Here is a 19,305-nt window from a genome sequence, read left to right on the forward strand (position 1 = left end):
GGCCACATGTGAAAGGACAAGGGCATGGCTCTATACGAGCATGTTTTCCTGGCGCGACAGGACCTGAGCCAGGCTCAGGTCGACCAGCTCGCCGCCACCGCTACCGAGATTGTCGAGAAGAACGAAGGCAAGGTCACCAAGACGGAGACCTGGGGCCTCAAGAACCTCGCCTACAAGATCGACCGCAACCGCAAGGCGCATTTCGTGATGCTCAACATCGAGGGCCCCGGTGCCGTCGTGGAAGAGCTCGAGCGCCAGACCCGCATCAATGAAGACGTCATCCGCTACATGACCATCCGTGTCGAAGAGCACGAAGAAGGTCCGAGCGTGATGATGCGCAAGAACGAGCGCGATGCGAAGAAGCGCCGCGACCGCGAGGAGCGTAACTGATGGCCCGCCCGTTTTTCCGCCGCCGCAAGTCCTGCCCCTTCTCGGGCAAGAACGCCCCGACGATCGACTACAAGGACGTCCGCCTGCTGCAGGGCTTCATGTCCGAACGTGGCAAGATCGTCCCCAGCCGCATCACCGCCGTCAGCGCAAAGAAGCAGCGTGAACTGGCCAAGGCCATCAAGCGCGCCCGTCACATCGGCCTGCTGCCGTACATCGTGAAGTAAGGGGAATAATCATGGATATCATTCTCCTTCAGAGGATCGAAAAGCTCGGCTCGATCGGTGACGTCGTCACCGTGAAGGACGGCTATGCCCGCAACTTCCTGCTCCCGCAGAAGAAGGCACTGCGCGCCAACGAAGCCAACAAGAAGGTCTTCGAAGCGAACCGCGACCGCCTGGAAAAGGAAAACGCGGAACGTCGCAGCGAAGCCGAAAAGTCCGGCGAGAAGGTCCAGGGCGAAGAAATCGTCCTGATCCGTGCCGCGTCGAACACCGGCCAGCTTTATGGTTCGGTCAACGTGCGCGACATCGCCGCGTCGCTGGCCGAAAAGGGCCACGAGATCGACAAGAAGCAGGTCATCATGGGTGACCCGATCAAGGCGATCGGCATGCATGAAGTCCGCATCGACCTGCACCCCGAGGTCTCGGTCACGATCAAGGCCAACGTCGCCCGCAGCGACGATGAAGCCGAACTGCAGAGCCAGGGTATCGACGTGATGGCGCAGATGTTCGAAGACGAGCAGCGCGAGATCGAAGAACAGGCCGAAGCGAACCGGACCGACCCGACGCTCGAACCGGGTGAAATCCCCGCCGACATGCTCGAAGACGGCATCAGCACGCCCGAAGGCATGAGCGAGACCGAAGCCAAGATCGAAGCGACCGCGCCCGAAGGCGAGTAAGCTTCGTCGCTTCGTGCGATCGACAATCAGGGCGCGGCGGCTTCGGTCTCCGCGCCCTTTTTGTAAGAACCGCCTGCGCACCCTATGTGGGTGGGCGACACAAATCCTAAAACAACAAGAGGCAGGAGCAACGCCCATGGAATCCATCGAACAGACGCTCGACCGGCTCGAGAAAATCTATGACGCTGCCGTGGAGCGGCTTCGCGAGGACGTGATCGCCTTCGGCCGCGAACGCGAGCTTCCCGCGCCCGAACGGCGCCACGACGGCAGCTATGCCTATCCCGAATTGCGCCTGCGCTTCCGCGGCGGCGATCAGCCTGCCGACCGCAACCGCGCGTTCGGCCGCCTCAATGCGCCCGGGCTGTACACCACCACGGTCACCCGCCCGGAGCTGTTTCGCGACTATCTGCGCGAGCAGCTCGAACTGATCAGCGAGAATTACGAGGTCGAACTCGAAGTCGGTTCCTCGAAACAGGAAATCCCCTTCCCCTATGTCCTCGACGGGGGCGCCGGGGCCGAGCTGGCAGGCGTCGATCCCAACCTGATCGCGCGGCATTTCCCCTCGACCGAACTGGCCGATATCGGCGACGAGCTGGCCGATGGCATCGTGCTCGAAAACGATGACGACCCGATCCCGCTGTCGCTGTTCGACGGGTTGCGCACCGATTTCAGCCTGGCCCGGCTGGCGCATTACACCGGGACCAGCACCGACCACTTCCAGCGCTTCATCCTGTTCACCAATTATCATCGCTATGTCGATGAATTCGTGGACTGGGCGGGCGCGCAGCTGGGCTCCAACGGCTACACCGCACTGGCCGGTGCCGGGGGCATGATGCTTACCGAACAGACCGATAATGCGCGCGCGCAGCTGTCCGACACCGCATGGCGCCGGCACCAGATGCCCGCCTACCACCTCGTCGGCCCCAATCGCGAAGGGATCACGCTGGTCAATATCGGCGTCGGCCCGTCCAACGCCAAGACGATCTGCGATCACCTTGCGGTGCTGCGGCCCGAAGCATGGCTGATGATCGGGCACTGCGGCGGTCTGCGCCCCAGCCAGAAGATCGGTGACTACGTCCTGGCGCATGCCTATCTGCGCGACGACCACGTGCTCGACCCGGTGCTGCCGCCGGAAATCCCGCTCCCCGCGATCGCCGAAGTGCAGCAGGCGCTGGCGGGTGCGGCCGAAGCGGTTTCGGGCGAACATGGTGCCGATCTCAAGAAGCGGATGCGCACCGGTACGGTGGTCACGACCGACGATCGCAATTGGGAACTGCGCTTCACGCAGTCGGCCAAGCGCATGAGCTTGAGCCGCGCGGTCGGCGTGGATATGGAAAGCGCCACCATCGCCGGCCAGGGTTATCGCTTCCGCGTCCCCTACGGCACCTTGCTGTGCGTTTCGGACAAGCCGCTGCATGGCGAGATCAAGCTGCCCGGACAGGCCAATGCCTTCTACGAAGAAGCGATTGCCGCGCATCTCCAGATCGGGGTCAATGCCTGCAAGCGGCTGCGCGAAGAAGGCCCCCGCCTCCACAGCCGCAAGCTGCGCGCGTTCAACGAGCCGCCGTTCAGATAGACCCTTGGGAAAACCGCGGCATCAAGGTTAACGGCTTGGGGAGGATTTGCTGCCACCAGCCATCGCGATGCATATCGCGAAGCCCGAATCCAAGCCGAAGCCGCGCCGATTGCTGGGATTGTCCCAGGCCGTAATCGCGATCGGCGCGGTCGGCGGCCTGCTGCTGGCGCCGCCGGCTTTCGGCCAATTGGCATTCTACCCCATATCTCCTGCGGCGGACCGGGCCTTGCCCGGAATCGTGTTTCAGGACGGGCGGCGCGCTGTCGCCCGCACCGCGCTGGGCGGTGGTTATGTCATGCAGGGTGCGCGTCCGCCGCTTTTCGAGCTTCTCTTCGAGCACGGCATCCTCGTTCTCGCCGTCCCGCAGGGCGGCTGCACCGGAGCAGTCAGTGGAACATAACGAAATCAATGCGCTGCGCACCAAAGGCGTGATAGGAATTGCGATCGCAGGCTGGGCTGCCTCGCTGAGCCTTGCCGCACTTATCCCGGCAATGGGCACGCAGGCTTTTCATGCACTCGCCGCGAGCGTCTTGCTGAACCTGCTGCCGACGATCGCGGCCTGGCAACGCCGCTACGACAGCGCTGCACGCATGGCGGTCGCGCTCATGGCCGCGCTGCAGCCTGCGCTCATGCTCTACGCGCTGCGCGGTGCTCCGTGGCAGATCGATATGCATATGTATTTCTTCGTCGCCATCGCGACGCTCACGATCCTGTGCGACGTCCGCCCGATCCTGCTCGCTGCGGCGACCGTCGCCCTGCACCACCTCATCCTGTCGATTGCCGCGCCCAGCTGGGTCTTTTCCGGTGGCGGAGGTGTGAACCGGGTGTTCATCCACGCGCTGGCCGTGGTGCTGGAAGCAGGCGTATTGTGCTATATTGCCACCACGCTCAATTCGCTGATCACGCGCATCGGTTCTGCGCTGGCGGAAAGCGAACAGGCCACGCGGTCTGCCGAAGAGGCGCTCCGCCTTGCCGATTCGGAGCGCGCCGAACGCAGCCGGCTGGAAAGCAACCTCGCCGCCCGTCGGCGCAAAGACATGCTGCGGATCGCGGCCGATTTCGAAAGCTCGGTTTCCGAAGTCACGATGGCGGTGGCCAAGAGCGCTCGCGCACTCGACGAGGTGATGCATTCGCTGGACGAGAATGCGCGCGACACCGGGCAGCAGGCAGGCGAAGTCGCCGCGGCGGCCTCGCAGGTATCCAGTGCCATCGATGCGGTGGCCGGCAGCGTTACCGAATTGTCCCGTTCGATCGGCAACATCGCAGTGACCGCCGGTCGCCAGGACGAGCTCGCCAGCGAGGCAGGAACGCGCACCGAAACCGGCGGCGACGCGGTCCGATCGCTTGCCAACCAGTCGAAGACCATCGGCGATGCGACGCGTTCGATCGCGGAAATTGCCGAAATGACCAATTTGCTCGCGCTCAATGCCACGATCGAGGCTGCCAGCGCAGGGGATGCCGGCAAGGGTTTCGCCGTGGTGGCGCAGGAGGTAAAGCAGCTCGCCGCGCAGGCCGCACGTGCCACGCGCGAGATTGAGGACCTGCTCTCGGGCATCAGCAAGGGCACCGGCGAAGCTGAGAACAGCTTCGGCAAGCTCAGCGGGGCAATCGCCGAACTCGCCAGATCGGCGATGACGGTGCGCAGCGATGTCGACAACCAGCGGGCGGCGACCTCCAGCATCGAACAGACCATGGGTGACACCGCTGCGGGCACCGAACAGATGGCCCACAACAGCGCCGTCCTGGCGAACCGCGCAAGCACCACCCAGAAGCTGTCCGGCGATGCCCGGCAGAACGTGAAGGCGCTGCTCGAGACCATCCATTCGCTCGAGCGATCGGCCGGCGACTTCGTTGCCAGTATCAAGGCCGCCTGATTGGCGGCCGTGACGGCGATGCCATTCTTCGATAGCCTGCTGTCGGGGAGGAAATTGATCGCATGACCACAATACCCAATCGCTCGCGCTCGGTCGCGGGCCGGGTCGCCATCGTCACCGGGGCCGCCAGCGGCATGGGCCGCGCAACCGCGATGCTGCTGGCAAAGGAAGGCGCGCGCGTCGCGGTGACCGATCTCGATATCGCCGGATGCCAAACCGTGGCGGCAGCGTGCGGGGACGGCGCGCGCGCCTATGCGCTCGACGTGTCGGACGCGGATGCGATCGCACAGGTTGTGGCGCAGGTCGCAGCGGATTTCGGCGGAATCGACATACTCGTCAACAATGCCGGCATCTCGAGCTTCTGCGCACTCGAAGACGATGCCTATGAGGAGACCTGGCACCGCGCCCTGGCCGTGATGCTGACCGCGCAGCAGCGCATGGTTCGCGCCGCGCTCCCGCATCTGCGGAAAAGCGATGCCGCGCGGATCGTCAACGTCGCCAGCACCGAAGGTCTCGGTGCGACGCCCGGCGACACGCCCTATGTCGCGGCCAAGTCGGGCGTGGTCGGCCTTACCCGCGGGCTGGCGGTCGATCTCGGGCCCGAAGCCATCACGGTAAACTGCATCTGTCCCGGGCCGATCCGCACCGCGATGACCGATGCAGTGCCCGACGAACACAAGGTGATCTATGCCAAGCGGCGGACGGCACTGAAGCGCTATGGCGACCCGGAAGAAGTCGCGCATGTGACGCTATCGCTCGTACTCCCCGCGGCGAGCTACATTACCGGCGCGGTGATCCCGGTGGACGGCGGGCTGATGGCGCGCAATGCGTGATAACTACGATGGTGCGCGCTCAATCGCTTTCAGCACAGGGACGATTAGTTGTGAGATGAGCTTAGCGTGACCATTATGCTGAATAATCATTACGGCAATCACCAAAAGGGTTTGGGCTTTTATACGACGAGAATATAAACTCTCTTTGGTGGCCTTACTTTCAGGTAATGCTGTATCCGAAGCATAGAGGATTGTGTTCCTCGACTGCGCAGCTTTCCTAATGAGCGTCAAAAGCGACTGCGGGCCTTCTTCACCAGTCAATCGTTCGAACGCGGCATCAAACGCCTCATTTTCAGGGATGTATGGCCTGCTAAAAGTTTGATCAAGAGGCTCAACAGGTTGAACCGCAACATTTTCGCCCCCGTCGATGTTAAAGTTCGACAACGGAATCTTTAAATCGATACGACACTTGCTAAAATCGAACACGAGCTGAAACTCGGACAGTAGAGGCACTACTGTTGGCGCTATAGCGATCAACGCTGAAACTACAGCGGCCTTGTCGAGATGGTTCCATGGGCGGAACCGCTCGCTATGTTCGTAACGACGTGCCTTCATCGCGAGAATTACACACGTCGCCGCTTCTTCCTCTCCGGTTATTGCACGGAAAGAAGCCATCTCGCGGTCAACCTCGAAGAGGCATTCGGCGCGGTCAAAATGGTCAAGACAATTGAGTAAGCGATAGCGAATGTTACTTGGGAGATTAGGCGCCAGCTTTCGAAGACAGACGGTCACATCTGGCGGAGCTTGAACGCCCTCAGTCAAATTTTCCTACCCCCGCCCCTTCGTCTTGGTCTTGCCGTCGCGCGCACTCTTCTCGATGAACTCGATCACCAGCCCGGCAATATCCTTGCCGGTCGCCTTCTCGATCCCCTCCAGGCCGGGCGAGGAATTGACTTCCATGATGACCGGCCCGTGGTTGCTGCGCAGCATGTCGACACCACACACGTTGAGGCCCATGCGATTGGCGGCGCGCACCGCGGTCGAGCGTTCTTCGGGCGTGATCTTGATGAGCTCGGCGCTGCCGCCGCGGTGCAGGTTGCTGCGGAAGTCGTCCGCCGCGCCGGTGCGCTTCATCGCCGCGACCACCTTGCCGCCGACCACCAGTGCGCGAATGTCGGTGCCGCCCGCTTCCTTGATGAATTCCTGCACGAGGATGTTGACGTTGGCGCCGCGGAACGCCTCGATCACCGATTTGGCCGATGACATCGTTTCGGCGAGGACGACACCGATGCCCTGCGTGCCTTCCAGCAGCTTGATCACCACCGGCGGCCCCTTGACGGCCTTGATGATCTCCTCCGCCGCCTTGGGGTCGTTGGCATAGGCAGTCAGCGGCAGGCCCAGCCCGTGCTTGGCGAGGATCTGCATGCTGCGCAGCTTGTCGCGGCTGCGCCCGATCGCCACGCTTTCGTTGAGCGGCCAGCAGCCGCGCATCTCGAACTGGCGCAGTATCGCAAGGCCGTAATTGGTGATCGACGCACCGATCCGCGGGATCACCGCATCGTAACCGATGCACGGTTCGCCATTGTAGAAGACTTCGGGCTTGTGACTGGCGATATGCACCGTGCAGCGCAGGGTGTTAAGGATATCGAGCTGGTGCCCGCGATCCTCGGCGGCCTGCTGCAGGCGCTGGTGCGAATAGAGATTGGGATTGCGCGCCAGCATCGCGATTTTCATGGTTTGTGGCCTTTCTTGACCTTCATTTCGGGCGTTTGCAGCCACGAATAGCCGCTGTCCACTACGAACCGGCGGCGCAGCGACGAACGTCCGATCAGCATCGGGAAACGCATGTCGCGCCGGTCGGCGAGGCTGAGTTCGGCGCGAAACTCGACGTCGCCGATCTTCAGCGGGGTCTTGATAACATAGCGGCGCTGCGTTTCGCCATTCGAACTGGTGATGCCGCGGATATCGACATGCACCGCCTCGCACACCTGCCGCACGTGCTGCCGTTCGAAATCGACCGCGAAACGCACGTATTTCTCGCCGTCCCGCTCGAATTCGGCGAGCACGGTTCCATGCAGCGAGGATGTCCGCGCGCCGGTATCGATCTTGGCCGGAACGGAATGCAGGCCGAGCTCGGGCAGATGAACCAGCTCGCGCCAGCCGATCGGCGGCAGGGGCTTGCGGTTCGCGCTCATTCGATGATGGCGATGCCGTCGCCGCCCCCGGCACCGGGCAGGCGGCGCAGCACGCGGCCGCTGGCGAAGTCGACCTCGGCAATGGTGTTGGCGGTGGTTTCGGCAACGTAGATCCGCTCGCCATCGGGGGAGAACAGGATCGTGACCTGCGTCCGCGCCTCGGCCTCGGCAGGGCTCGACACTGCAATGCTGCGGACCAGTTCGCCGGTGGCGGTATCGATCACGCTCAGCCCGCCATCGGCAAGATCGGAGGTGACCGCGTAATCGCCCTGCGGCCTGACGACGATCCGCAGGGGGAAGGCGCCGGTTTCGATCCGTTGCCGTATCGCCAATGTCTCGGGATCGAGCTTGAACGCGGCATTCGAACCGCGCGCCGAAACCCACAGCGTTTGGCCATCATCCGCCAGCGCAATGCCCTCGGGTTCCTCGCCCACTTCGACCGAACGCGGGGCCCGCCGGGTCTTGAGGTCGATCAGGCTGACCGTGCGCGAACCCAGATTGGTGGTCCAGGCATGGCGGCCATCCGGCGCGACCGCCAGCATATGCGTGCCATCCTGCCCCGAACCATATTCGAATGCCTCCGCCGCACCGAGCGGATCGCGAATCCAGAAAATCGAGCGGCGCCCCTCCGCCGTGGCGTAGATATCGCCATTGGCATGCCACACGATCCCGTGCGGCCGCGCGCCCTCGCCCAGATTCACGCTGGCGACCTTGCCGAGGTCCGACGTCCGGAAGATATCGACCGTGCGCCCGCCATAGCAGGCAAGCGCGAGATGGCTTTCGTCGGGCGACGTGGCGAGTTCGTGCGGATTGGCGCAGCTGGCAACCCTCGCGACGGTTTCGCCCGATGCCAGCTCCACCTTCGTCAGCGTGTTGCCGAACTTGCCCGCCACGAACAGCGCCCCCTCGACCGGCTGTCCGGATATCGGCGCGCGGGCATCGCCGCTTGGCGCCATGGGGGCGCAAGCGGCGGTCAGCGGAAGCGCCAGCAGCAGCGCGAGGCGGCTTACCATCCTTCGGTCTGGCCGGCGTTCTGTTCGTCGAGCCACGCCTTCAGCGGAGCGAAGTACTCGACCATTGCCGTGCCGCTCATCTGCCGCTCGCCGGTGAAGGCCTCGAGCGCATCGGGCCACGGCTTGCTGGCGCCCATTTCGAGCATGGCGGCGAGGTTCTTGCCGACTTCCTCATTGCCGTAGAACGAGCAGCGGTGCAGTGGCCCTTCCCAGCCGGCCTGGTCGCAGGCGGCCTTGAAGAACTGGAACTGCAGGATCCGCGCAAGGAAATAGCGCGTGTAAGGCACGTTGCCGGGGATGTGGTACTTCGCGCCGGCGTCGAACCCGCTTTCATCGCGCTCCACCGGCGGGACGATCCCCTGGTATTCGAGCCGCAAATCGTTCCACCCCTTGTTCAGCTGGTCGGCCGGGATGGTGCCGTCGAACAGCTGCCAGCGATAACGGTCGACCATCAGGCCGAAAGGCAGGAAGGCGACCTTGTCCATCGCCTGTCGCAGCAGCAGGCCGATATCCTTGTCCGCGCTGGGTACGTCTGCCTCGTCAAGCATGTCGATCTGGACGAGATATTCGGGAGTGATCGACAGCGCGATCATGTCGCCGATCGCCTCGTGGAAGCCATCGTTGGCGCCGTTGAGGTGCAGGTAGTCCTGCTGGTTGTAGGCGCGCTGGTAGTAATTGTGGCCCAGCTCGTGATGGATGGTCACGAAATCGTCGGCGTTCTTCTTGATGCACATCTTGATGCGCAGATCGTCGACATTGTCGACGTCCCACGCGCTGGCATGGCACACAACCTCGCGGTCCCGCGGTTTGATGAACTGGCTGCGCTCCCAGAACGTGTCCGGCAGCGGTTCGAAGCCGAGCGAGGAGAAGAACCCTTCGCCGGTCCGCACCATCTGGATCTCGTCGAGCCCCTTGGCCGCGATCAGGTCGGTCAGATCGTACCCGATGTCGCCGGCACCCTCGGGCGCAACCAGCGGATAGATGTTGCCCCATTCCTGCGCCCACATATTGCCGAGCAGGTCGGCGCGGATCGGGCCGTCGGCGGGCTGCACTTCGGCGCCGTACTTGGCGTTGAGCTTGCCCCGGACATAGGTGTGCAGCGCCATGTAGAGCGGCTTTACTTCCTGCCACATGCGCTCGGTCTCGGCGGCGAACTGGTCTGGGTCCATGTCGTAGTTCGAACGCCACATCGCGCCCAGGTCGGCAAAGCCGAGTTCCTTCGAGCCTTCGTTGGCGATGGCGATCATGCGCTGGTAATCCTCGCGCATGGGCGCACCGACATTGTCGTGCCAGCTCGCCCACATCTCGGCGAGTTCGGCGGGCGTGCGCTCGAGATTGCCCATCTCGGCCTCGATATCGCTGCCGTTGATCTGCTCGCCGCCGAGCATGCCCTTGCCCTGCCCGTACTGGCTGTTGAGCTTGGTGGCGATTTCGTTGAGCTCGGTCGCGGCGCCGTCGCGGACGGGCGCGGGCATAACGATGCCGTTGCGCAGGATGTCGAGCTTGCGGGCGACTTCGGGGTCAAGCCCCGCGACCTGCGCATAGCGCGCGGCCTCGTTCGCGTACCGGACCGATTTTTCCGTCGCCTGCGCGCCGTATTTGGCTGCCAGCTGGTTGCTGTCGTGCACGATATAGGTCGAGTTGAGCCACAGCACCCGGCCGTATTCGACCGAGAAATCGAACATGTCCTGTTCGACCATCGCCACCCAGTCGGCGGCGCCCTGCGGGGTCATCGGGAAAGCAGCAGCTGCGGCTGCGGGCGTTTCCGCATGGTCATCGGCCATGGCCGGCGTAGCGAGCGAGACGGCAAGCGCGGAGAGCGCGACGGTTGCGAATTTCATGCGGGTCCTCTCAGGATCGGAATGATGTGGTTTCACGTGCTACCGGATTGCACCTGCCGCGCAGCTTAATCAAGCGGTTGGCGCAGCAAACCGGCGGATGAGCCATGCCGCGATTACGCCGAGGAAGGTCACGACCCACGCCGCGACCTTGACCGGACGCGCGGTGGCAGCAATGCCCGCCAACTGGTCTGACCCCGCATCGCGCAGCAATTGGGCCAGCTGCAGCAGCGTTTCGGTATAATCGGTCAGCACGAATACAAGCGCCGCGGCTGCGACGACCGCGCCGATCGTCCGCACCGTGCCACCCATGCGCATGAAACTGCGGCCGGCTATCCAGCTGCCTGCGCCATATATGCCGATAAAGACCAGATCGCCGAACATTGCGAAGACGGCCAGCGGACGCACGCCGCCCGCATGCCACTGTGCTTGGATGGCATCGACCCGTGCAGCAGTGCCGGCCGCCTGGTGTTCGGCAATGCCCAGCGTCACATCGTCGGGCGCGGTCACCGCCAGGCTCAACGCAACGACGACGGCGAAGGCCAGCAGGCCCCACAGCCACCAGGTCAGCGCAGGCGCGGGTCTGCCTATGTCTGCGCTCCGAGCCAGTCGGCGATCGCCTGCCCGAGGTCGGGCTTGGTCACGCTGCTCATATGCGTCCCGGGTACTTCGGCGAAATCGGCATCGGGCAACAGCTGCGCCAGATCGGCGGCCGAGCCATTGTCGCGGTCCTCGTCACCGCACACGACCAGCGTGGGCATGGTGATATTGTCGAGCAAGGCGAGATCGAGATCGGGCATGGTGTCAAGCAGCAGCCGCGCCGCGACCCGGTCGACCCCCTGCGACTTGAGGAACTGCATCGAGAAATAGTCGGGATCGCCCTTCGGGATGGCATCGAACTCGTCGATCACGCGGCGGAACTTGGCCGCGCGGCGCTGCCATTCGCCCAGCCCCGCAGTCCCCATCCCGCCGATGACCAGATGCGCAGGCGTCAACACGCCGTGCGCCGCGCCGTGCAGCGATGTGCGTGCGCCGAGCGAGAACCCGCCGAGATCGTAATCGTCGAGCCCGAGATGATCGACCAGCGCGGCCACGTCGCGCACCAGCACATTGCTCGGATAGCTTTCGGGATCATGCGGCGCGGCGCTGTCGCCATGCACGCGGAAATCGAGCATCAGCACCTCGAACCCCTGCGCGGCGATCGCCTCGTGGTGCCCCCATTTGATCCAGTTCATCTGCGCGCTGGAAAACAGGCCGTGCAGGAGGACGAACGGGCGCCCTGCCCCATGCCGATGCAGCGCCAGCCGCGTGCCGTCGAAACTGTCGAAGAATTCGGTGGTCATCGCTTCGCCAGACCCTGCTGTTCCATCCGCCAGCGCGCCATTGCGATACGGTCCTGCCCGAAGAACGGTTCGCCCTCGAACACCAGCGTCGGCACGCCCCAATGACCCGAGGCCTCGAGTGCATCCTGGTTGGCAGCGATTTCGGCGTCGAGCGTGTCTTCCTCGGCGGCCACCTCGCGATCGATCTCCGCCGCGTCGAGCGCGGCGCGGGTCAGCGCGCCGGCGAGGTGGTCGCCCTCGTGCCAGTTTTCCTGCCCGCCCCAGATCAACTGCCCCGCCTCATGCGCGAAGACGAGGCCCTTGCCTCTTCGTGCCGCGGCCTGCCCCATCCGCGTGACGCGGCGGATATAGGGCTGATCGGCGGCGATTTTGCGTGTGGCGGCATCCTGCACGATCGGATCGGGCCGCGGCGGTCCGAAGGGAATGCCGTGAAACTGCGCCACGCGCATCATGTCGCGCAGCGTATAGGCCAGCCAGTTGGGATGGTTGCGCTCGAAGAAGTCGGGTTCGCGGATTGCCAGCGGCCAGACGGGACGAAGCGCGATGTCGAGATCGTATTCCTCGGCCATGGCGCGGTACCGGCCGACCGAAAGATAGCTGTAGGGCGAACGGAAGCTGAAATAGAGCTCTGCGGTCAGGGTCATGCAGGGACTTATACATCTCCGTCGACCCAGCGAAACCCGGGTCCGCTATCGGTGTTGCGGCGGGTGGAGCAATATCCCGGCTCGAGCCGGGATGACGTTCAACGGAAGAAGCAGCTAATTCCGGCCTGCAGCGCGTCGATCGATCCATCGGGCGCGGCGAAGCCGGTGATCGTTCCGTAATCGCCCGTCGTGTACTGGAACTCGCCCTCCAGCGTGGTGTCGAGCTGCTGTACCTGCCGCTCGTCCTGCAATGCGTCCAAGGTCGTCACACCGGGGGCGATGCCATCCGCGGTAACCACGCCTTCGCCGGCGCGGAGGAACCAGCCGGCGAAGCTGCCGTCGAGATAGGCGATCTGCAGCGGACCGAACTGGCTGAAATCCATCGGCCCTGCGCCGCATTCTTCATTGCGCGACTTTGCGGGCGCTGCGCCGAACGCTTGTTCGGCCAGGGCATCGACCTCGGCACGCGGTGTGCTGAAGCCGAGCGTTTCGCCGCCCGCCGAAAGCCCGTCGGCGTTCACCACGATCCGCGCCTGTACGATGCGCTGCTGCGCGGCATCGCCCTGCTCGCCCGCTTCAGCGACGGGCTGGTCCGACGCCGAACCGCATCCCGCCAGGGCCAGCGGGAGCGCAAGCAGGAGGGCGGTGCGGATCATCCCTTCTTGAGGCATTCGCGGCCGAGGAGCTCGGCGATCTGCACCGCATTGAGCGCGGCGCCCTTCCGCAGATTGTCGGAGACGCACCACAGCGTGATGCCATTGTCGACCGTCGGGTCGTCGCGCACGCGGCTGATGTAGGTCGCGCTGTCGCCCGCTGCTTCGACCGGAGTGACGTATCCCTCGTCCTCGCGCTTGTCGACGAGCATGATGCCGGGGGCCTCGCGCAGGATGTCCTGCGCCTGTTCGGCCGACAGTTCGTCCTCGAACTCGATATTCACCGCCTCGGCGTGGCCGACGAACACCGGCACCCGCACGCAGGTCGCGTTGAGCTTGATCTTGGAGTCGAGGATCTTCTTGGTCTCGACCACCATCTTCCATTCTTCCTTGGTCGAACCATCGTCCATGAAGACATCGATATGCGGGATGACGTTGAAGGCGATCTGCTTGGTGAACTTCACCGGCTCGATCGAATCCCCGACAAAGATCGCGCGGCTCTGCTGGAACAGCTCGTCCATCCCCGCCTTGCCTGCGCCCGAGACCGACTGGTAAGTCGAGACCACCACGCGCTTGATCCGCGCCGCCCTGTGCAGCGGCGCAAGCGCCACCACCAGCTGCGCGGTCGAGCAGTTGGGATTGGCGATGATGTTGCGCTTGGCATAATCGTGGATCGCCTCGGGGTTCACCTCGGGCACGATCAGCGGCACATCGGGATCCATGCGGTAGAGCGAGCTGTTGTCGATCACGACGCAGCCGGCCGCCGCCGCCTTGGGCGCATATTCCTTGGCCGGTCCGCTGCCCGCGGAAAACAGCGCGATGTCCCAGCCGGCCCAGTCGAAATGCTCGATGTTCTTGCATTTGAGCATCTTGCCCGTGTCGCCGAATTCGACTTCGGTGCCCTGCGAGCGGCTGCTGGCAACCGCTGCCACCTCGTCGCAGGGGAAGCCGCGTTCTGCCAGGACCTGCATCATTTCCCGGCCGACATTCCCGGTCGCACCGACCACGGCAACACGATAACCCAAATTACATCTCCAGTATTTCTGTGTCGCCGAGATAGCGATTAGCTGCGCCCCCGCAAGCGCACATACGTTTGCGCACCCTAAAGCCTCACTCGGGCGGGGTTACACCATGGCTCTCAAGGAAGCGGAACACGGTGTTGTAGCGATGCGGTGAGATCTGTTCGCCCGAAACGCGGTGGGTGTATCCGGGATAGAGCATCATCTCGAACGACACATTGGCTTCCTGCATCGCGGAGATGATCTCGGTCGCGTTTTCGAACACCACATTGTCATCGGCCATGCCGTGGATGATGAGCAGCGGATCGCTTATCTTCGTCGCATCGGGGATTGCGCTGGCGGCATCATAGGCTGCGCCGTCGTCTTGCGGCGTGCCCATGTAACGCTCGGTATAATGCGTGTCGTAAAGCTCCCAGCGGGTCACCGGCGCGCCGCTGATGCCCGCGGCGTAGAGGCCCGGGTCGGCCTGCAACTGCTTGAGCGTCATGTAGCCGCCATAGGACCAGCCATCCACGGCGATCTTGTCCGGATCGACGAAGTCGAGCGTCCTGAGATATTCCGCCCCGGCCTTCTGGTCGCGCACTTCGACCCCGCCCATCGCCCGGTAGATCGGCTGTTCGAAGGCAACCCCGCGGTAATTGCTGCCGCGGTTGTCTAGCGCGAACCAGATATAGCCCCTGTCGACGATGGCCTGGGGCAACGCGCCGTTCCAGCCCCGGTTGACGATCTGCGGGCCCGGCCCGCTGTAGTGATAGTAATAGACTGGATAGCGCTTGCCCGGCTCCATTTCGGGCGTGATCATTTCCCAGTGCAGCGGCGTGCCGTCCTCGGCTGGGATCGTGCCGTATTGCGTCGGCCGGTGGCTGGCGAGGTAGGGCGCGTAGGGATGATCCGCATCGAGCGCGTTCTCCTCGATCCATGCGAGGCGCTGCCCCTCCTGGTCGGCGATGTAGCTCTGTGGCGGCGTGTCGTCGTTCGAGCGGATGATGACGAGCGTCTGCCCCTTCCCGTCCATCGTCGCCGTATGGGTGAAGCCGCTTTCGGTCAGCTGCAGCGGTTGCGCGGAGGGATCGGCATAATCGAGCGCATAGATATGCTGTTCGAGCGGGTCCTCCTCGCTCGTGGCGAGATAGAACAGGCGCTCCGCTGCTTGGTCCACACCCACCAACTTGGTGACGACGAATGACCCGCGCGTAAGCTGGCGTGCATCCTTCCAGCCATCGTCGGCAGAATAGAGATAGAGGTGACCAAAGCCGTCGCGCTCGGACCACCAGACCAGGCTGCCATTCTCGAGCAGCTTGTAATCGTCACCAAGATTGATCCAGTAATCCGCAACCGCGGCCTTTTCGGTGAAGACCGGCGACACCGCGCCCGTCTCCGGATCGACGCGGAGCATGTCGAGCACGGTCTGCGCGCGGTTCTGGCGCTGGACGTAGAGCGCGCTGCCATCGGGCGCCCAGTCCACCCGGGCGAGGTAGAAATCGGTCGGATCGCCTTCGGTATAGATTCCCGGCTCCTGATGCGCGGCGAGATCGACCTTCACCCGGTTCTCGCCGTCGGGATCCATCACATAGAGTTCGACATCGGCGTTTTCGCTGCCCGCGACCGGATAGCGCTGGTCGAACACCCTGGTGCCCGTCGCGCCGATCGCCGCCCGCGTCACGATGCCGACCATGCTCTCGTCGAAGCGCTCGACCGCGATGCGCCGGTCGTCGGGGCTCCACCAATAGCCGGTCATCCGGCCCATTTCCTCCTGCGCGACGAACTCGGCCTCGCCCCAGCGTACCGCCTCGCCTTCGCGCGGCGTGATCGGCGCGGTCTCGCCCCCCGTCTCGCCGACCCACAGCTGGCGATCGCGGACGAAGGAAACGTGGCTGCCCGTGTTGCTGAGCGCGGGATTGAGTTCGCTTTCCTCGGTATCGGTCAGCCGCACCACTTCCCCGCCCACTCGCGCGAGGTAGAGATCGCCATCGAGCGGGACCAGCACGCCGGTGCCATCCTCGGTCCACTGATAGTCGATGATGCCCTTCAGGCTGCCGACCCGCGCGCGCTCGCGCTGCATCTTCTCCTCCTCGGACAGTTCGCGGCCCGAACCCAGCACCTCGCTGTCGACCAGCATCGCCCATTCGCCCGCATTGCGGTCATAGGCCCACAGATCGTAGCGTTCGCGGTCGTCGGCGCGATTGCGCAACACGGTGAGATAACGCCCGTCGGGTGACAGCTTCACCTTGCGCGGCGTCGGCCCGTCGAGGCCGGGCGAGGCGAAGACACGCTCGAAGGTCAGGTCCATGGGCGCGGTCTCCGTAGTGGTCTGGGCATTGGCCGGGGCAGACAGGCAGGTGCCGAACGCCAGCGCGGCGGCAAGGGACATGGCTTTCATAGGTTCTCCCCAAGGATCGATCGACTGCTTCCTCGCAACGCGGTGGCGCGATTGCAAGCTCCGGGCCCGCGCCATGCCCCGCCGGCCCGGTGAAGGCTCGTGCTCCCTCGCCAGGCAACTGCGGCGCAAGATGCAAAAAGGGCGGTCTCCCCGAAGGAAAACCGCCCCAAGATTCTCGCGAAGAGAACTGCTGTTTGCGCTTACGCCTTGGGCGCGTTGTCGCGGCGTTCCGCGATACGCGCGCGCTTGCCGGTGCGGCCGCGCAGGTAATAGAGCTTGGCACGACGCACGATGCCGCGACGCACCACGGTGATGCTGTCGATGATCGGCGAGTAGAGCGGGAACACGCGCTCCACACCTTCGCCGAACGACATCTTGCGCACGGTGAAGTTGCTGCCCATGCCGCGGTTCGAGCGGGCAATGACAACGCCTTCGAAATTCTGGACACGTTCACGGTTGCCTTCGACAACGCGGACGCCGACGCGCACGGTGTCACCGGCGCGAAATTCGGGGATTTCCTTCCCGAGGTTCTCGATAGCTTCCGCTTCGAGCTGCTGAATGAGGTTCATCGAACCGTATCCTTAGTCTTTTCGCCGCGCGCCAGAGGCAGGTCGGTCCCGAGCGTCACAGTAACGCTCCCAAAGGTCCGGCCTGCGTAACCGAGTATCATCTTCGCTCCTTGCCTTGCGCCAAGCAGCGATCTTCGCATGATCCCCCGATCGCAGCACTTCAGGGATCGTGCGCCCTTCCCATTGCTGAGGTCGGGTATATTGCGGGTATTCGATGAGCCCGTTCTCGTAGGACTCCTCGACTCCGCTATCGGGCGCGCCCATTACGCCGGGAAGCAGGCGAATGCAAGCGTCGAGAATGGCCAGCGCAGCGGTCTCGCCGCCCGACAGGACGATATCGGCGAGGCTGACCTGCTCGATCTGCGGATAGGCCTCGAAAATGCGTTCGTCGAAGCCTTCGAAACGGCCGCACAAGATGGCCACGCCGGGGCCCTGCGCGATGGCGCGGATGCGCGCCTGCGATATCGGCTTGCCGCGCGGCGTCATGGCAAGGATCGGCCGCCCCTCGCCCACGCTGGCGATCGCCGCGCCAAGCACATCGGGTTTGAGCACCATCCCAGCGCCGCCGCCCGCGGGCGTATCGTCGACGGTGCGGTGCTTGTCCGTGGCGAAATCGCGGATCTGCACGGTCTCGCACGACCAGTCGCCGCGCTCGAGCGCGCGACCGGCAAGGCTGACCCCCAGCGGACCGGGGAACATCTCGGGATAGAGCGTGAGAATGGTGGCTGCAAAACCCATGCCGCGCGCCCTAGCCGCCAATCGGCAGCAGCGCCATAGCCGGCCTCGGGGATCAGCCGATCGGCAGGCGATCCTCTGCAGGCGCAGCGCGCCTGGCGGCAGGCAAGGCTTTCGCGGCCATTACCGACGCGGCGATACCCAGCACGACCAGTCCGCCGCCCGCGGCGAGGTCCGCGCCATGCAGCGTCACGCTGTCGGCCTCGGTCAGCTTCATCCCGAGCACCGCGGCAAGCGGCGCGATGCCCGCGAAAGCATGGCGCAGCCGCGGCCCGATCGAAGGCGACACCCTGCCGACACCTGCACCGAGCCCGGCGGCCAACGCTGCGTAAGCGCCGGCGAGGAAAACCATATTGTCGATCATCGTTTGCTGTCCTCCCTTGCCGAAGGTCCTGCCATGCCGGCGTGTGCATGCAAAGCGCGGATCGGTCCGGCGGCCATTCTGCCTCGGCGAACGGCACCCATCGGCGCGTGGTGCGTAGTCCTGCCATGAATGTCGACGATTGCATCATCGTGGGTGCGGGGCCCGCCGGGCTGACCGCCGCGATCTATCTGGCGCGCTATCACCTTGCGATCCGCATGTTCGATTGCGGTACGAGCCGGGCGAGCTGGATCCCCACCAGCCACAATCATGCGGGTTTTCCCGACGGGATCAACGGCAACGAACTGCTCGAACGCATGCGCGACCAGGCGGCTCGCTACGGCGCGCTGCGCGAACCCCGCCGCGTGACCGACCTGCGGCGCGATGGCGACCATTTCATCGTGCGCTGCGACGACGAGGAGTTCCGCGCGCGCACCGTCCTGCTGGCGACCGGCGTGGTCAACAACCGGCCGGAAGGGATGGACGACCAGTTCCACGCCGAAGCGCTCGGCCGCGGGCTGCTGCGCTATTGCCCGGTCTGCGATGGCTACGAAGTGACCGACAAGCGCGTGGCGGTGATCGGCACCGCCGACCATGGCACCGCCGAAGCGCAGTTCATCCGCACCTATACGGCCGACCTTACGCTGGTATCACCGCACGGCGGCCACGACCTGTCCGCACAGTGTTCGCAGGCGCTGGACGAGGCGGGGATCGCCCGGGTGGCGGGCCCGTGCAGCGGCTATGCGATCGAGAATGGCCGGATCGCCTTCGACACTGGCGCGGGCCGCATGGCCTTCGACAGCATCTATCCCGCGCTTGGATCGCTGGTGCGTTCGGGATTGGCAGTCAGCTGCGGGGCCGAGGTCAGCGAACAGGACTGCGTGCTGGTGGACGACCATCTCGAAACCAGCGTGCCGGGGCTGTTCGCTGCGGGCGACGTCGTGATCGGACTCGACCAGATCAGCCATGCGATGGGACAGGCAGGCGTTGCCGCGACCACGATCCGCAATCACCTCGCCCGCGAACGTCCGCTCAGGCGCTGAA

22 protein-coding genes are annotated in these 19,305 nt (G+C 64.4%); 8 read left to right on the forward strand and 14 right to left on the reverse strand.

The window, feature by feature from the left end:
* The first annotated feature begins 24 nt into the window (after positions 1-24).
* The 7 genes from rpsF to WKH79_RS04950 all read left to right on the forward strand — a co-directional run bounded on the left by rpsF (position 25) and on the right by WKH79_RS04950 (position 5,571).
* Entirely contained in the window at positions 25-390 is a 366-nt protein-coding gene (gene rpsF / locus WKH79_RS04920; RefSeq protein ID WP_050601122.1) for a 30S ribosomal protein S6, read from the forward strand.
* The gene (rpsR, locus tag WKH79_RS04925) at positions 390-614 is read left to right on the forward strand and encodes a 30S ribosomal protein S18 (protein WP_050601121.1); all 225 of its coding nucleotides are present in this window, start codon (positions 390-392) and stop codon (positions 612-614) included. Before rpsF ends, rpsR begins: the two co-directional genes overlap by 1 nt.
* An 11-nt stretch (positions 615-625) precedes the next feature.
* Positions 626-1,288 carry a 50S ribosomal protein L9 gene (gene rplI, locus WKH79_RS04930; protein WP_050601120.1) on the forward strand — a complete coding sequence of 221 codons (663 nt, stop codon included), beginning with the start codon at positions 626-628 and terminating at the stop codon, positions 1,286-1,288.
* A 103-nt stretch (positions 1,289-1,391) separates the two neighbouring features.
* Positions 1,392-2,864, forward strand: a complete 1,473-nt coding sequence (locus WKH79_RS04935) for an AMP nucleosidase (protein ID WP_255357743.1) — start codon at positions 1,392-1,394, stop codon at positions 2,862-2,864.
* Between the two features lie 67 nt (positions 2,865-2,931).
* Positions 2,932-3,264 (forward strand): hypothetical protein, encoded by a 333-nt coding sequence (locus WKH79_RS04940; RefSeq protein WP_341859790.1) that lies wholly within the window; start codon positions 2,932-2,934, stop codon positions 3,262-3,264.
* The gene (locus tag WKH79_RS04945) at positions 3,254-4,738 is read left to right on the forward strand and encodes a methyl-accepting chemotaxis protein (protein WP_341859791.1); all 1,485 of its coding nucleotides are present in this window, start codon (positions 3,254-3,256) and stop codon (positions 4,736-4,738) included. The genes WKH79_RS04940 and WKH79_RS04945 overlap by 11 nt, the downstream gene beginning before the upstream one ends.
* 62 nt (positions 4,739-4,800) lie before the next feature.
* The gene (locus WKH79_RS04950; RefSeq protein ID WP_341859792.1) at positions 4,801-5,571 is read left to right on the forward strand and encodes an SDR family NAD(P)-dependent oxidoreductase; all 771 of its coding nucleotides are present in this window, start codon (positions 4,801-4,803) and stop codon (positions 5,569-5,571) included.
* 3 nt (positions 5,572-5,574) lie between these two features.
* On the opposite strand, the gene WKH79_RS04955 is transcribed toward WKH79_RS04950, so the two are convergent.
* From WKH79_RS04955 to WKH79_RS05020, 14 genes are all read right to left on the reverse strand, one after another.
* Positions 5,575-6,333: a hypothetical protein gene (locus WKH79_RS04955; RefSeq protein ID WP_341859793.1), complete on the reverse strand. Its 759-nt coding sequence runs from the start codon at positions 6,331-6,333 to the stop codon at positions 5,575-5,577.
* A gap of 6 nt (positions 6,334-6,339) precedes the next feature.
* Entirely contained in the window at positions 6,340-7,245 is a 906-nt protein-coding gene (rimK, locus tag WKH79_RS04960) for a 30S ribosomal protein S6--L-glutamate ligase (RefSeq protein ID WP_050601114.1), read from the reverse strand.
* A complete protein-coding gene (locus WKH79_RS04965; protein WP_050601113.1) occupies positions 7,242-7,706 on the reverse strand; it encodes a RimK/LysX family protein in 465 nt (154 codons plus the stop codon). The genes rimK and WKH79_RS04965 overlap by 4 nt, the downstream gene beginning before the upstream one ends.
* Entirely contained in the window at positions 7,703-8,719 is a 1,017-nt protein-coding gene (locus WKH79_RS04970) for a YncE family protein (RefSeq protein WP_341859794.1), read from the reverse strand. The genes WKH79_RS04965 and WKH79_RS04970 overlap by 4 nt, the downstream gene beginning before the upstream one ends.
* Positions 8,713-10,560 (reverse strand): M2 family metallopeptidase, encoded by a 1,848-nt coding sequence (locus WKH79_RS04975; RefSeq protein ID WP_341859795.1) that lies wholly within the window; start codon positions 10,558-10,560, stop codon positions 8,713-8,715. Before WKH79_RS04975 ends, WKH79_RS04970 begins: the two co-directional genes overlap by 7 nt.
* Before the next feature lie 69 nt (positions 10,561-10,629).
* Positions 10,630-11,067, reverse strand: coding sequence for a hypothetical protein (locus WKH79_RS04980; RefSeq protein ID WP_230833107.1), 438 nt, complete (start codon positions 11,065-11,067; stop codon positions 10,630-10,632).
* A 77-nt stretch (positions 11,068-11,144) separates the two neighbouring features.
* Positions 11,145-11,900 carry an alpha/beta fold hydrolase gene (locus tag WKH79_RS04985; protein ID WP_341859796.1) on the reverse strand — a complete coding sequence of 252 codons (756 nt, stop codon included), beginning with the start codon at positions 11,898-11,900 and terminating at the stop codon, positions 11,145-11,147.
* The gene (locus tag WKH79_RS04990; protein WP_341859797.1) at positions 11,897-12,544 is read right to left on the reverse strand and encodes a 2-hydroxychromene-2-carboxylate isomerase; all 648 of its coding nucleotides are present in this window, start codon (positions 12,542-12,544) and stop codon (positions 11,897-11,899) included. Before WKH79_RS04990 ends, WKH79_RS04985 begins: the two co-directional genes overlap by 4 nt.
* 98 nt (positions 12,545-12,642) lie before the next feature.
* Entirely contained in the window at positions 12,643-13,200 is a 558-nt protein-coding gene (locus WKH79_RS04995) for a hypothetical protein (RefSeq protein ID WP_341859798.1), read from the reverse strand.
* Complete coding sequence (locus WKH79_RS05000) at positions 13,197-14,222, reverse strand: aspartate-semialdehyde dehydrogenase (protein WP_050601106.1); 1,026 nt, start codon at positions 14,220-14,222, stop codon at positions 13,197-13,199. The genes WKH79_RS04995 and WKH79_RS05000 overlap by 4 nt, the downstream gene beginning before the upstream one ends.
* 85 nt (positions 14,223-14,307) lie before the next feature.
* Positions 14,308-16,596 carry a DPP IV N-terminal domain-containing protein gene (locus WKH79_RS05005; RefSeq protein ID WP_341859799.1) on the reverse strand — a complete coding sequence of 763 codons (2,289 nt, stop codon included), beginning with the start codon at positions 16,594-16,596 and terminating at the stop codon, positions 14,308-14,310.
* Between the two features lie 200 nt (positions 16,597-16,796).
* Positions 16,797-17,165, reverse strand: a complete 369-nt coding sequence (rplS, locus tag WKH79_RS05010) for a 50S ribosomal protein L19 (RefSeq protein WP_050601104.1) — start codon at positions 17,163-17,165, stop codon at positions 16,797-16,799.
* A gap of 12 nt (positions 17,166-17,177) precedes the next feature.
* Positions 17,178-17,903 carry a tRNA (guanosine(37)-N1)-methyltransferase TrmD gene (gene trmD, locus WKH79_RS05015; protein WP_050601103.1) on the reverse strand — a complete coding sequence of 242 codons (726 nt, stop codon included), beginning with the start codon at positions 17,901-17,903 and terminating at the stop codon, positions 17,178-17,180.
* 52 nt (positions 17,904-17,955) lie between these two features.
* Positions 17,956-18,264 (reverse strand): hypothetical protein, encoded by a 309-nt coding sequence (locus WKH79_RS05020; RefSeq protein ID WP_341859800.1) that lies wholly within the window; start codon positions 18,262-18,264, stop codon positions 17,956-17,958.
* Positions 18,265-18,389: 125 nt separating this feature from the next.
* On the opposite strand from WKH79_RS05020, the gene WKH79_RS05025 reads away from it, so the two are divergent.
* On the forward strand, positions 18,390-19,304 hold the full coding sequence (locus WKH79_RS05025) for an NAD(P)/FAD-dependent oxidoreductase (protein ID WP_341859801.1): 915 nt from the start codon (positions 18,390-18,392) through the stop codon (positions 19,302-19,304).
* Position 19,305: the final 1 nt, after the last annotated feature.

Origin of the sequence: Qipengyuania sp. GPGPB31 (assembly GCF_038396345.1) — a bacterium.
In the GTDB taxonomy this organism is placed as follows: domain Bacteria; phylum Pseudomonadota; class Alphaproteobacteria; order Sphingomonadales; family Sphingomonadaceae; genus Qipengyuania; species Qipengyuania citrea.

What these genes read in the sequence shown, in the direction of transcription:
- rpsF (WP_050601122.1), top strand. Translation starts at nt 25, where the DNA reads ATGGCTCTATACGAGCATGTTTTCCTGGCGCGACAGGACCTGAGCCAG.
- rpsR (WP_050601121.1), top strand. Translation starts at nt 390, where the DNA reads ATGGCCCGCCCGTTTTTCCGCCGCCGCAAGTCCTGCCCCTTCTCGGGC.
- rplI (WP_050601120.1), top strand. Translation starts at nt 626, where the DNA reads ATGGATATCATTCTCCTTCAGAGGATCGAAAAGCTCGGCTCGATCGGT.
- WKH79_RS04940 (WP_341859790.1), top strand. Translation starts at nt 2,932, where the DNA reads ATGCATATCGCGAAGCCCGAATCCAAGCCGAAGCCGCGCCGATTGCTG.
- WKH79_RS04950 (WP_341859792.1), top strand. Translation starts at nt 4,801, where the DNA reads ATGACCACAATACCCAATCGCTCGCGCTCGGTCGCGGGCCGGGTCGCC.
- rimK (WP_050601114.1), bottom strand. Translation starts at nt 7,245, where the DNA reads ATGAAAATCGCGATGCTGGCGCGCAATCCCAATCTCTATTCGCACCAG.
- WKH79_RS04965 (WP_050601113.1), bottom strand. Translation starts at nt 7,706, where the DNA reads ATGAGCGCGAACCGCAAGCCCCTGCCGCCGATCGGCTGGCGCGAGCTG.
- WKH79_RS04970 (WP_341859794.1), bottom strand. Translation starts at nt 8,719, where the DNA reads ATGGTAAGCCGCCTCGCGCTGCTGCTGGCGCTTCCGCTGACCGCCGCT.
- WKH79_RS04975 (WP_341859795.1), bottom strand. Translation starts at nt 10,560, where the DNA reads ATGAAATTCGCAACCGTCGCGCTCTCCGCGCTTGCCGTCTCGCTCGCT.
- WKH79_RS04985 (WP_341859796.1), bottom strand. Translation starts at nt 11,900, where the DNA reads ATGACCACCGAATTCTTCGACAGTTTCGACGGCACGCGGCTGGCGCTG.
- WKH79_RS04990 (WP_341859797.1), bottom strand. Translation starts at nt 12,544, where the DNA reads ATGACCCTGACCGCAGAGCTCTATTTCAGCTTCCGTTCGCCCTACAGC.
- WKH79_RS04995 (WP_341859798.1), bottom strand. Translation starts at nt 13,200, where the DNA reads ATGATCCGCACCGCCCTCCTGCTTGCGCTCCCGCTGGCCCTGGCGGGA.
- WKH79_RS05005 (WP_341859799.1), bottom strand. Translation starts at nt 16,596, where the DNA reads ATGAAAGCCATGTCCCTTGCCGCCGCGCTGGCGTTCGGCACCTGCCTG.
- rplS (WP_050601104.1), bottom strand. Translation starts at nt 17,165, where the DNA reads ATGAACCTCATTCAGCAGCTCGAAGCGGAAGCTATCGAGAACCTCGGG.
- trmD (WP_050601103.1), bottom strand. Translation starts at nt 17,903, where the DNA reads ATGGGTTTTGCAGCCACCATTCTCACGCTCTATCCCGAGATGTTCCCC.
- WKH79_RS05020 (WP_341859800.1), bottom strand. Translation starts at nt 18,264, where the DNA reads ATGATCGACAATATGGTTTTCCTCGCCGGCGCTTACGCAGCGTTGGCC.
- WKH79_RS05025 (WP_341859801.1), top strand. Translation starts at nt 18,390, where the DNA reads ATGAATGTCGACGATTGCATCATCGTGGGTGCGGGGCCCGCCGGGCTG.